This window comes from Nostoc edaphicum CCNP1411 (assembly GCF_014023275.1).
Lineage (GTDB): Bacteria > Cyanobacteriota > Cyanobacteriia > Cyanobacteriales > Nostocaceae > Nostoc > Nostoc edaphicum_A.
This window is the reverse complement of the sequence record NZ_CP054698.1, coordinates 1,154,598-1,167,883: the sequence shown is the minus strand read 5'-3', so window position 1 is coordinate 1,167,883 and position 13,286 is coordinate 1,154,598. Positions and strand designations below refer to the sequence as shown.

The 13,286-nt window shown below is 41.3% G+C and carries 9 protein-coding genes; 6 read left to right on the top strand and 3 right to left on the bottom strand.

Going from position 1 to position 13,286, the window contains the following annotated elements:
• Window positions 1–33 precede the first annotated feature (33 nt).
• Entirely contained in the window at window positions 34–435 is a 402-nt protein-coding gene (locus tag HUN01_RS07625; protein WP_181930763.1) for a DUF2267 domain-containing protein, read from the bottom strand.
• 353 nt (window positions 436–788) lie between these two features.
• On the opposite strand from HUN01_RS07625, the gene HUN01_RS07620 reads away from it, so the two are divergent.
• Both HUN01_RS07620 and HUN01_RS07615 read left to right on the top strand, forming a co-directional pair.
• Entirely contained in the window at window positions 789–1,187 is a 399-nt protein-coding gene (locus HUN01_RS07620; protein ID WP_181930762.1) for a DUF6335 family protein, read from the top strand.
• Between the two features lie 344 nt (window positions 1,188–1,531).
• Window positions 1,532–2,023 carry an orange carotenoid protein N-terminal domain-containing protein gene (locus HUN01_RS07615; protein ID WP_181930761.1) on the top strand — a complete coding sequence of 164 codons (492 nt, stop codon included), beginning with the start codon at window positions 1,532–1,534 and terminating at the stop codon, window positions 2,021–2,023.
• Between the two features lie 1,191 nt (window positions 2,024–3,214).
• Here HUN01_RS07615 and HUN01_RS07610 read toward each other — a convergent pair.
• A complete protein-coding gene (locus HUN01_RS07610) occupies window positions 3,215–4,429 on the bottom strand; it encodes a DUF790 family protein (protein WP_181930760.1) in 1,215 nt (404 codons plus the stop codon).
• Window positions 4,359–5,933: a DEAD/DEAH box helicase gene (locus tag HUN01_RS07605; protein WP_181930759.1), complete on the bottom strand. Its 1,575-nt coding sequence runs from the start codon at window positions 5,931–5,933 to the stop codon at window positions 4,359–4,361. Before HUN01_RS07605 ends, HUN01_RS07610 begins: the two co-directional genes overlap by 71 nt.
• Window positions 5,934–6,064: 131 nt before the next feature.
• Here HUN01_RS07605 and HUN01_RS07600 point away from each other — a divergent pair, with 131 nt between their 5' ends.
• The 4 genes from HUN01_RS07600 to HUN01_RS07585 all read left to right on the top strand — a co-directional run bounded on the left by HUN01_RS07600 (window position 6,065) and on the right by HUN01_RS07585 (window position 13,208).
• On the top strand, window positions 6,065–7,366 hold the full coding sequence (locus tag HUN01_RS07600) for an adenylate/guanylate cyclase domain-containing protein (RefSeq protein WP_181930758.1): 1,302 nt from the start codon (window positions 6,065–6,067) through the stop codon (window positions 7,364–7,366).
• Window positions 7,367–7,523: 157 nt separating this feature from the next.
• Window positions 7,524–9,923, top strand: a complete 2,400-nt coding sequence (locus tag HUN01_RS07595; protein WP_238846068.1) for a PAS domain S-box protein — start codon at window positions 7,524–7,526, stop codon at window positions 9,921–9,923.
• A gap of 448 nt (window positions 9,924–10,371) precedes the next feature.
• A complete protein-coding gene (locus HUN01_RS07590; RefSeq protein ID WP_181930757.1) occupies window positions 10,372–11,334 on the top strand; it encodes a hydrogenase small subunit in 963 nt (320 codons plus the stop codon).
• Window positions 11,335–11,612: 278 nt separating this feature from the next.
• The gene (locus HUN01_RS07585; protein ID WP_181930756.1) at window positions 11,613–13,208 is read left to right on the top strand and encodes a nickel-dependent hydrogenase large subunit; all 1,596 of its coding nucleotides are present in this window, start codon (window positions 11,613–11,615) and stop codon (window positions 13,206–13,208) included.
• Window positions 13,209–13,286: the final 78 nt, after the last annotated feature.

Genomic DNA, 13,286 nt, shown 5'->3' with positions numbered 1-13,286 from the left:
AGATTTTTAAGAAGAAAAATCTTGAATTTCCTACTATGCGGGTACTTCACCTGTTGGTGAAATAGTAAATAGTTCTTCATAATCGTGAGAAAAATAGGCGTGAAAAGCTGCAAATGTTTCTGGGTTAATGGCATTTTGCAACACTGCAAATACAGCCCGAACATGAATTGCCGCTGTGGTTGGTTCTATATTTTCTTTTTGACTTGCACGTGTAATAAACTCTTGCAAGTTGAAAGTCTTACCACTATCTCCTTCTCTTCCTCGCAAATAATCGCCTAATGGTTGGGGCAAATTTGCAGCTAGTTCTTGTGCTTCATCACCAGCTATCCGTTCTTTAAGGGTTTCTAATGTGGCACGGGTAGCACGTTCTGCCTCTTCACGAGAATCTGATTGGGCAAGGCTTTGTACGTGTGTAATGAACTCGTCGTATTCCACTGTGTACCTCCGCTGCTCAAAATTATTGAATATCTTTTTGTTTAGCATTCAGGTGTTTTAAAACATCAATAAAAGTTAAAATGCTAAACTTAAAATTTTATTTTTTCTGAATAAAATAGTTACGAGTCAGAAATTAGCTACTGAATAGTTTCGGTTTAATAACTCCTAACTCATAACTAAAAACTTCAACTACAAGTTGCTTGACCATGAATTCATATTTACAATCTTATGGCGCGATCGCTAGTTTAGCTTCGTTCCCAGGGGATAGATTATTTTATTAGCTATACATCTCTAGTTAGACAAGTTTGTGACAGTAAAACGTTATTGTGAGAATGCAGAAATGGGCTAGTATCATGGCAGAAAAAAATCATCATGACGAAAACAAAAGCAATGATTTGCCAGAAGAAATTACCGAATCCTACGGTACTGGTGTGAAAGACTTGCCGGGATACAATATTGGTGGGCGCTCAATGGCAGCACAAAGACAGGAGTACACAGAAACTAGTCCTGAACTCACTGGTGGAGATGTTGATGCTTATTGGCAAGATGCAGATGCAGTTGGAGATGAGGCTGTTGGTGGTACTGCTTCTACTCCCGATAAAAATGTAACTGAGGATATAGGAGCCGCAGTGGGGCTAAAAATGGATGATTCTGAGTTTCTGCATACCAATGATATTTTAGAAGACCGTGATGGCGATCGCTGGGAGTTAGATCCAAAGTCTTCTGAAGATTATCAAAATCGGCCAGAATAAGCTCAATAACAATTTAAAACTCTACATTCATAAATTGGATGTCTCTAAACTAGGCAGTGCTTTTCTAAGTACTGCCACAATAAAATTAACATCTATCCACCGAAATAGCTTTTGAAAATCTCTAAATAAATTAGTATTCCAACTGCTAATTTCTTTAACTTGCCCTTGCCAAGCATTATTTTAGCTGTTGATTTTGGGGATTATCTAACTGTAATGCTTTTAATACAGGACTAATAATTGTTCTTCTTTATGATTCCAAGACATCTGTCTTCAGTAGGTTAAAAGTACAAATATACATTTGTTAATGTTGCTAATAGTACTGGTAAATGTAATTGGAGTTAATCATGACATACACACAAACTAACGATCCAACTATTCGTGAACATGTTCAGGCTTGGCAAAACTTAAATGTGGATCAACAACTCGCTTTATTTTGGTTTATCTATAAAGAAATAGGCGGTTCAATTACGCCAGCCGCTCCTGGTGCTAGCACTGCTTCTTCAGAAATCGCTGAAGGTTTGTTTAATCAAGTTAAGGAATTATCTCACGAAGAACAATTACAAGTTCAGCGTGATTTGATTAATAAAGTGGATACCCAAATTTCTCGTGAATATGGTTCTTTGGGTGATACCACCAAGCTACTGTTTTGGTATCGATTATCTCAAGGTATGGAAAATGCCACTATTATTCCCATGCCTGATGATTATCAACTTTCTCCAGAAGCTAAAGCGTTGTTTGGCAGAATTCAAGGATTAGCCTTTGAGCAACAGATTACTCTTTTCCGTGATTATGTTTCGCCAATGGGTGCCGAATCAAAAGCAGGTGCCGAAATTTAGCATTCCTTAGCCTCATTGAGGCTACCTATTTAGTTTTTGGATGACGATGGTTGTTATACCAAGTTAATTTGGTTGTAATAGAATGACTTAAAAAATATAACGTCTTGACTCTTCAGTAGGTTTTCCAAACTGTGTGATTAGCGTTAGCAAATTTTGCCGACAACACACCGTATAAACCTCAGAAGTTAAGGGTATTACAACCATTTATTTCCATTCTCTTAGAGGTTGTTTGAAAAGTGGTCGGCTGTGATATTTAAGTACTTCTAGATCCCCGCTAGCCCGCCTTTTTAAGGCTACGGTGTATACACAAATAAAATTACCCCCCTTAATCCCCCCTTGCCAAGGGGGGAAACCGGAACATTTAGTTCCCTCCCCAATGCATCGGGGAGGGTTAGGGTGGGGTAATTCGAGGACTGCTTTTTAAGGGGGGAACTGGAATCAAAGTCCCCCAACTTATCGCGGGATTTAGGGGGATCTAGAACGTTTTACTACCGAGAAGAGGACTTTTAAACATCATCTTAAAGCTTCTATGCTAGCCAGTCGCTTGATATAAAGCTGAATTTTGACGACTGGCTTGTTTATTTTTTTGAATAAATAAACACAGAGTAAAAACTAAAACTCTTACTCTGCGATCATCTATGTCTTTAGGTAAGTTGCACCCTACAGTCGTAACGCCCTTTGTTTTGTAATCAATATATTAAAAGTAATTATAGTTGATTTAATCTGTCTTTTGGTTGGTTTAAATATACTTTATTTGTATTAATGTTCTAGATTTTTATCTAAGTTTGAATGTTTAAAATTATATAGATAAGTAAGAGGAATAGTTCATTTTTTACATTGGATATTTAATTAGTTTATTAAAATTTAATACCAAATAATATCTATGGAAAACATAAAATTGTGACTAATTTATCATAAGTTATTATGACTGATAAACATGTTGATCGATGAAAGCTATATATCTCAATATTTAATTATTTAAATAGAGGCGATCGCTAGATAGTATTCAGAGTTATTTAATACTTAACTTATGATACATTGCCCACAAGGTAAATAGATACACTGCCAACATAAAATGTTGCAATATTGCAAGATATCTATTTTCTAAGTATCAGTTCTGTATTTACCAAAAGGAACATTCGTAGTAGGGTGTCGGAAAGACTAGCGATGTTTTCGTAGCTGTGCGATGAGTTAATCCATTACAGCTAACACAGCTTTCGGCAATAACTTATCTTTAAACCAAACAATTCTTGCGGGGACATCATTTAATTTTACTCCCGCCTTTTCTAAATTAAGTCGCTCGGAAATTGCCAAAATTAAGTCATCACGTCCAGCCCGCCGCACCTGAGAAAACTTTTTCTGTAAATATTCAGGCCGCCAATACCCAACAATTTCTAATAAGAAAGTGCGTCCATCAGGATGCACCAAGCGAAAATCGGGAATCATCACACTACCAGGGATTGGTATCAAATCAACTTCTCGTTCTAATGCCCAACCACTTTTCAACGCATCCCATTTATCAGCAAAGGATGCTTCTAGCATACTATCGTAAGGCTTTCCCGGTGGATAGTGGGATACTAAACCACATTCGGAATTGAGGGTGAAACGTCCAGTTTTCCAAGTATTTGTATAGGCGTCGCGGGTTTTGAGAATGGAAGAAAGACTCCATTTAGTAACGTGAAGTAAAGCGGGAATAAGTTTAGCGATCGCTAACCCATATCGTGTACTAGGATTAAACAAGCTCGTCGGCCCATCAATGGTAATTGTAAACCCGTGGTCAGCATCACCTTCAATATAAGCCATCAATTGAAACAACTTTAGATAGCGAAATAACAGCTTATATTCTCCCGGAACATTCCGGTGGGCATTTAATACAAGTTGGCTAGCTTTATAAAATACACCCTGCACCTGAGATAAGTTATATCTATTTAACAAATCTGGTGCTGTTGGTGCATCAAAAACTGTCAAAATCTTATTTTCAGATAAATCAGCATATAATCCATTCCGAACCTGTTCTAATAAAACTTCCCGTTCAAGTTCTTGAGTTAACTCATCGGCAATTTTACTCAGAGTAACTTGTGTTGATTCTCGACTAGAAACAGACTTTGCAGCTAGAGAAAACACTCGTTCTCTTAACATTTGTGGTTCCAGAGGACTAACCACTTCAAAAGTGCAAAAACTACTTTTGAGAATATAAGCTAATCCCCGTTTCACCCGATAATCTGTCGAATCTCCTTCAAAATCAGTCAGTTGTCGCTCAAGCACACCTTGAGTTTTACCCACTGCTGATTGAAAATAATTAATTAACTCAATCGCCAACTCCGAAGTTTTTTGATCAATCTTCAGTCTCTTCGGGATGATCTCCTCCCCGTTTTGGCGGTGCATCAGTAAATCTGTCGGTAACATCTGCTGAATTTTGGATTTTAGATTTTGGATTTCCGGTTGAATAATTAATTTCTATCTGTTCCGCAGCCTTCAAACTTTTTTCCTTCCCACTCCCATACACAACCTGTAACTTCCCTTTCTTTTCTCCCTCTACCTTCCTCTCCCCTCTTCGCCTAGCCGAAGTCCCTTCTTCACTCGTATCCTCCGCCACTACTTCATATAAAATTGCCTGCTTATTCTCAATATTCCCCTTCCGTAAAATCCTCCCCAATCGCTGAGTATACTCCCTAGCCGAACCAGTTCCCGATAAAATAATCGCCACAGAAGCCGCCGGCACATCAACACCTTCATTCAACACGTGAGAAGCAACCAAAGTATTATATTGACCCTCTCGAAACTTTGTTAATATCTCATGCCGTTCTTTCACAGGAGTTTGATGAGTAATTGCCGGAATTAGCAACTCTTGAGAAATCCGATAAACGGTTGCATTATCAGCAGTGAAAATCAAAATTCTTGCCGGATAATGTTCTGCCAATAAATTAATTAGAATTCGCAATTTACCATCAGTACCCAAAGCAATATCTTTCGCTTCTCGATGCGCTAACATCGCTCTCCGTCCAGATTGCGATCGCGCACTCATTTGTACGAACATTTGCCAACCTTGCAGACTCCCTAAAGAAATCTTGGATTGCTTCAAAAAGTCATTGCGGGTTTGAATTAGTTGGTTGTATCTTTCGCGCTCAAGTTGCGATAACTTTACCTTAATTTGGACAATTTCATGTTCTGCTAAGGCTTTCCCCGCCAAATCTTCGGCGCGTTTGCGATATACTTCTTGACCAATGAGGATATTTAAGTCAGCGTGTTTACCATCGGTGCGTTCTGGTGTTGCGGAGAGTCCCAACCGATAAGGTGCGATCGCATATTCAGCAATTACCCGATTAAAATCTGTGGGTAAATGATGACATTCGTCAAAAACAATCAACGCATATTGATTTCCCAACGTCTCAGCGTGAATTGCTGCACTATCATAAGTTGCAACTAAAATTGCCGTTCTATCCCGCGAACCACCTCCCAGCAATCCCACCTCAGCATCGGGGAAAGCCGCTACTAGGTGTGCATACCATTGATGCATTAAATCCAAGGTTGGCACCACAATCAGCGTCGTGCGCGGCGTTGACTGCATCGCCATTTGCGCCAAATAAGTCTTTCCCGCCGCAGTGGGCAGCACAACAACCCCCTGCCTACCCGCCAGTTTCCAAGCGGCTAGCGCCTCAGTTTGGTGGGGATAGGGTTCCATTTCCAGAGTGGGAACCAAGTCTACAGGATAGAATTCCTTCGCCTCATCGATAAAATAAACATCTTCCGCTTGTAGTGCTTCTACTAGCGATCGGTATCTAATTGCTGGAATGCGGAATTTTTCAACTCTATCATCCCACGTCGCATAGTCCATCCAACCTTTGCCGCGTGGTGGTGGATGCAGAATTAATGTGCCACGATCAAAATTTAATGTAGGGGTACGAGCCATTTGAGAGTGCTGAGTGCTGAGTGCTGAGTGCTGAGTTAGGAGTTAGGAGTTAGGAGTTAAGAGTTATTCTCTCTTATCTCCCTCATCTCCCCACTCCCTAGTCCATTGATTACTAATAACGCAAAAAGTGCATGATTCATCCAAGTAACTCCGACAAAAACCAACTCGATGCGCTCATTAGTCACGGAATGTCCTATCGGCAAACCAACAATAACCTTGCCGAATCCTACAAAGAACAGCGACAGAGTTTTCTGCTGAAACGGCTGCAATTACAGGCACAGATTATGTTGGTATCTGGCTTGACTTTAATCGCTTTTTTTCTCTGGGCAAATTCCCAATTACAAGGCAAGATATATGCTTTTAAAATCGGTATTGTAGTAGAATTATTCACGCTCATTTGTTGGGGTTTATGTAAAACCTCTATAGGTCGTCGTTACCCAAATTTAATTTTTTTGAGTTTATGCTGGTCTGTAACTTGTGCCGTCCAAATTGATGTAGCTTTGCTGTTTAATAATCTAGAACCTAGAAGTAATATCTGGACTTTGATGTTTCTGACTCAGGCTACAATCGTTCCAGTACAATGGTGGTTACATTTAATAGCACAAATAGGAACAATTGTTTGCTATTTAATTTTATATTTATTGTATAGTCCCCAATTAACGCATACATCAGCTTTCTACATTGAGCAGGGTTTATATTTATTTTGGACTTGCATGATTTGTGTCTTCTCTGTCTATTTATACGAGCGCTTGCGAAAAAAAGAATTTTACGCCCGTAAAGCAATGGAACTAGCGCAGTACAAATCAGAACGGCTGCTACTAAATATTCTGCCAGAGATGATTGCAGAACAATTAAAACAACAACCGACGACTATTGCCGATAGCTTTCTGGAAGTTACGGTTTTATTTGCCGATATTGTTGGCTTTACAGAGCTTTCAAGTCGTACATCTCCTGCGGAATTAGTCGAGTTATTAAATACAATATTCTGTTTGTTCGACCAATTGGCAGAACGTCATGGGGTAGAGAAAATCAAAACTATTGGCGATGCATATATGGCTGTTGCAGGGTTGCCAAATCAGTCTAACAACCATGCTCCGGCAATCGCTAATATGGCCTTGGATATGCAAAAGGCTGTAGCTACATTTAACGAAGAAAATAACCAATCCTTTTGCATCCGCGTTGGCATTAGTACAGGGCCAGTAGTCGCAGGAGTGATCGGGCTGAAAAAGTTTGCCTACGACCTTTGGGGAGATACAGTCAATACGGCAAGTAGAATGGAATCGCATGGTATTGCAGGTAGTATCCAGGTTTGTGAAGCAAGTTATCAGTTTTTAAAGGATAATTACTTATTGGAAAAACGAGGTTTAATTCAGGTAAAAGGTAAAGGTGAAATGATGACTTATATACTCAAGGGAATTAATTTAAAAACTTAAGAAATCTATACTTTTTGACGGAGACTCGAAAATAAAACATATATAATTAGAGCGACAATTATCAGCTTATTCAACTTTGCTAAAACTCTGTTTTACTACTTTAGATAGATTCGCGGCAAGTAACTGCTTATGTGTGTATTTTTTCGATGCATAATAAATGTTAAGCGATGTCTACGACAAGACGCCTACACATTTTCTAGCTGATTTTGGGAATAATCCTTTAGCTAGCTGCATAAAAGGAGAAGCTAAATTGAAAGGAACACGTTCCCTTCTAGCGCCCTATGCTGTGGCACTATTGACTGTTGGTAGCGTATTGCTACTGACACTATTGCTACAGCCACTACTGAAATCAAGTATTTTCCTGCTGTTTTTTGCTGCCGTGGCGGTTAGTGCCTGGTATGGCGGCATGGAAGCAGGATTGCTGGCGACTGCTTTATCTACTTTAGCCGTCAGCTACTTTTTCTTAGAGCCAGTGTTTTCGCTCCTGGTTGCAAGTTTAGACAACATATTGCGATTAGGCTTGTTTGTGCTGGTGACAACAATTATTAACTTGCTGAACTCAGAGTTACGCACTGCCAAACAACATCTTCAAACGAGTTTGCAGAAGCTACAGGTGAGCGAGGCAAGGTTTAGAAGGTTGATAGAGTCCAACATTATTGGGGTAATTGTAGCCAATATGGATGGGGCGATCGCAGAGGCTAATGATGCTTTTTTACGAATGGTAGGTTATTCCCAGGAGGATTTGCAAGCAGGGCGAGTCCGATGGCGCGATATGATAACACCAGAATATATTGAAGCTAACAACCGTGCGATGCCTACGGCGGGCTACGCCTACGCAGAACTCACAACCAAAGGTGTATGTCAGCCCTTTGAGAACGAATATATCCGCAAAGATAACAGTCGCGTTCCTATCCTTTTAGGTTCTGCTTTGTCAGAAAATAATCCTAACGATATTGTCTCTTTTGTACTTGACTTAAGCAAACGCAAACAAGCAGAGCTTGCCCTTTCTAAAAGCGAAGAACGCTACCGCACTTTTTTAGAGCATAGTTCAGAAGGTATTTGGTGTATCGAACTGGAAGTACCAATTTCAGTAGATTGTCCAGAAGATGCACAAATTGAACATTTTTACCAATATGTTTATCTGGCAGAATGCAACAATGTTATGGCGCAGATGTATGGCTGTTCTCGTGCCGAAGAAATTATCGGCGTCAGACTAGGAGATTTTCTTGTTGCCTCCGATCCACATAATATTGCATACCTACGTAATTTTATCCGTTCTAACTACCGACTAATCGATGCTGAGTCCCACGAAATAGATAAGCAAGGTAATTCCAAATATTTTTTGAATAATCTGGTGGGAGTTGTCGAAAATGGCCTTTTAGTTAGAGCTTGGGGAACTCAACGCGACATCACAGAGCAGAAAAGGGCAGAAACAGCACTGCGTCAACGAGAAGATGAACTGCGCCTGATTACAAATGCGGTGCCCGTCCAGATTTCCTATGTCGATGGTGAGCAGCGTTATCGCTTTAATAACAAAGGATATGAACACTGGTTTGGGATTCCTGCTGCCGAAATTTCTGGTAAACACATTAGAGAAATTCTGGGAGAGTCGGTTTATCAGTCGATTCTTCCTTATGTAGAAGCAGTACTCTCAGGAGAGCAAGTAACTTACGAAACTCAATTACTTCATCAAGATGGCACAAACCATTACATGAATGTTACTTACATTCCCCAGTTTAGTGAGCAGGGAAAAGTTGCAGGATTTGTTGCCCTAATTACAGATATTACACTTCATAAGTTAGCAGAGCAAGAACGCGAATTACTCCTTGAGCGCGAACAAGCAGCACGCGCGGATGCAGAAGCAGCAAGCCGTATGAAGGATGAGTTTCTGGCCACACTCTCCCATGAACTCCGTACACCACTAAACGCTATCCTGGGCTGGGCACAGCTACTTAGAACTCGCAAGTTTGATGAGACTATGACTAGTCGGGCACTAGAGACAATTGAGCGGAACACTAAATCCCTGGCGCAACTGATTGAAGATGTTTTAGATGTGTCACGGATTATTAGAGGCACACTCAACCTAAGTATGAATCGGGTAAAACTTGCACCACTTGTAGAGGCGGCAATCGATACTGTGTACCCAGCAGCCCAGGCGAAAGAAATTAGTATTAACTGTAGATTTGACCCGGAAGTAGAGTTAGTTGTGGGTGATGCCAACCGCTTGCAACAGGTTGTGTGGAATTTGCTCTCCAATGCCGTCAAGTTTACACCCAAGGGCGGAAGAGTTGATGTGCAATTAGAGCGAATTGAATCTTACGTACAAATTCGGGTAAGTGATACGGGAGGGGGAATTGCTGCCGAATTCCTACCCCATGTATTTGAACGCTTTCGTCAAGCTGACAGTTCCACCACGCGATCGCATGGTGGATTAGGATTAGGGTTAGCGATCGTCCGTCACTTGGTAGAATTACACGGTGGCACTGTCTCAGCCGAAAGTCCAGGAATTGGACAGGGAGCGACATTCGTTATCAGTCTGCCAATGAAAGCTATTTAGGATGAAGGCAAGGGGGGACGGCGATAGCCGGGGGGTAAATTATATGCAGCTTCACAAAGAAACGGTATTACGCAGTCTTCATTTTTAATTTTTAATTCCGCCTTGCGGTACTAGGGTTTTGCCGTATCAACAGAACCAAGTTTTTAATTTTGAATAAAGTCGAGCTAAGAGGACTTTTCAAACATCCTCTTAGCGCAGAAAGTACAGCATCATTCCAAGCTTGTGGTTGTTATGCCTGCTAAATTTGTAACATATTTAACAGACAGAAACCTTTAAATTAATATTAATGGGATTTCAGTTATTGTTAATGATTAATTCTTTTTTAATGAAAGTGAATTAAAGAAAAAATTATCTTAGTATTGAAAAATAAATATTGATAAACAGGTGAAACTCGACAAGCATTATCACCTACATCATGCATGGGAAACAATAGAAAAACGCATAGCCGATGACTAACGTACTATGGCTACAAGGTGGTGCTTGTTCAGGCAACACTATGTCATTTCTCAACGCTGAAGAACCGACAGTCTGTGATTTGATTGCCGATTTTGGTATCAAGTTACTTTGGCATCCTTCCTTGGGAGTGGAACTAGGCAACAACTTACAAACACTGCTGCGGGATTGCATTTCTGGCACAATTCCCCTAGATATCTTGGTATTTGAAGGCAGTGTTGTCAACGCCCCCAACGGTACTGGCGAATGGAATCGTTTTGCCGATCGCGCCATGAAAGATTGGTTAGCAGACCTCACCAAAGTTGCTAAATTTATCGTTGCTGTGGGAGACTGTGCCACATGGGGAGGAATTCCTGCCATGTCACCCAACCCCAGCGAGTCGGAAGGTTTGCAATTTCTCAAGCGTCAAGAAGGTGGCTTTTTAGGGAAAGATTTTCTCTCGCAAGCCGGATTACCTGTAATTAATATACCTGGATGTCCCGCCCATCCCGACTGGATTACGCAGATATTAGTTGCGATCGCTACTGGACGCATAGCAGACATTGCTTTTGATGAACTAAATCGTCCCCAAACCTTCTTCAACACTTACACTCAAACAGGTTGTACCCGCAACGTCCACTTTGCCTATAAAGCATCAACCGCCGAATTTGGTCAGCGCAAAGGTTGTCTATTTTATGACTTGGGTTGTCGTGGGCCTATGACTCATTCTTCCTGCAACCGCATCTTGTGGAACCGCGTCTCTTCCAAAACTCGCGCCGGAATGCCATGTTTAGGTTGCACAGAACCAGAATTTCCCTTCTTTGACCTCAAACCGGGAACCGTATTTAAAACCCAAACAGTAATGGGAGTTCCCAAAGAATTACCGCCAGGGGTGAACAAAAAAGACTACGCCTTACTCACAATGGTTGCCAAAGACGCAGCACCACCTTGGGCTGAAGAAGACTTTTTTACAGTTTAGTCATTTGTCATTGGTCATTAGTCATTAGTCATTTGTCCTTTGTGATTTGACCAATGACTATAACCCAATACAGTTCAGAATGAGCAACAAAACACTTGTAGAGACGGCGATTTATCGCGTCTTCAAAACCCAAGCGTATTAGACTATAACCTTTCACACTCCCATCAACGATAAATCAAGGGTTTCGACCATTTTGCCGGAGAGGCGAGTGAATAATTACCAATGACAAATGACCAATGACAAATGACCAATGACAAATAACAAAGGACAAATGACAAATGACAATTCAATCATTAGACATTTCGCCCGTCGGTAGAGTTGAAGGCGATTTAGATGTCCGAGTTGATATTGAACATGGAAGAGTAGTCAACGCCTGGACACACGCTGAATTATTTCGCGGATTTGAAGTTATCCTACGCGGTAAAGACCCCCAAGCCGGATTAATTGTCACGCCTCGCATTTGCGGAATTTGCGGCGGTTCTCACCTGACATCTGCATCTTGGGCATTAGATACAGCTTGGGAAACAGAAGTTCCCCGCAATGCAATTTTGGCGAGAAATCTCGGTCAAATTGTCGAGACAATCCAAAGTATCCCCCGCTATTTTTATGGTTTGTTTGCCATTGATTTAACCAATAAAAAATACCGCAATAGTCGCTATTATGACGAAGCTGTGAGACGCTTTGCCGCTTTCACAGGCAAATCTTATGAACTAGGCATAACAATTTCCGCTAAACCCGTAGAAATTTATGCACTATTAGGCGGACAATGGCCTCATTCTAGTTATATGGTTCCTGGTGGCGTGATGTGCGCCCCAACTTTAACAGATATTACTCGTGCTTGGGCAATTCTCGAATACTTCCGCACTAATTGGTTAGAACCAGTGTGGTTAGGTTGTTCATTAGAACGCTACGAACAAATCCAAACTTATGATGACTTCAGAGATTGGTTAGATGAAGATCGAAATCATCGAGATTCTGACTTAGGTTTTTATTGGCGGATGGGTTTAGATATTGGTCTAGATAGATATGGTGCTGGTGTTGGTAAATATGTGACTTGGGGATATTTAGCCCATGAAGATAAATACCAAAAGCCGACTGTTGAAGGGCGAAATGCGGCGATGATTATGAAAAGTGGAGTGTACGATAGCTTTGCAGACACTCACGTTTTAATGGATCAGTCATTTACCCGCGAGAATACAACTCACTCTTGGTACGATGAAGGGACAGAAGATATTCACCCTAGCGATCGCACCACTAAACCCACTGCAATCAATACCAAAGACTTCGATAACGCCTACTCTTGGTCAAGTGCAGTCCTTCACAAAGACTTCGGACGCTTGGAAACTGGCCCTTTAGCGCGGCAATTAGTAGCTGGTGGTCAACATGGTGAATCTTGGCAACACTACGACGGCTTTATCCTCGATGTCTATAAACGGATGGGTGGTGCTAGTATTCATGTGCGTCAGCTAGCACGACTTCACGAAATTGTCAAGTTATATCGTCAAGCTGAACACTGCTTGCGCGAATTCAAATTAAACGACCCTTGGTATATCAAACCCAAAGAAAAAGATGGACGCGGTTGGGGTGCAACGGAAGCAGCGCGGGGTTCCTTATCTCACTGGGTGGAAATAGAGGGCGGTAAGATTAAGAACTACCAAGTTATTGCCCCAGGTACTTGGAATATCGGCCCTCGTGACGGTGAAGGAATCCGAGGCCCCATTGAAGAAGCGTTAATTGGGACACCCATTTACGATTCTAGCGATCCGGTGGAAGTTGGGCATGTGGCGCGATCGTTTGATTCATGTTTGGTGTGTACAGTTCACGCCCATGATGCTAAGACTGGTGAAGAACTAGCGCGTTTTCGGACTGCTTAAGTTTAAACGCAAAGTGGCGCGAAGGTAAGCGCGGAGGTACGCAGAGAATTTTCTATCGTACCTCTATCTTACTTTTAA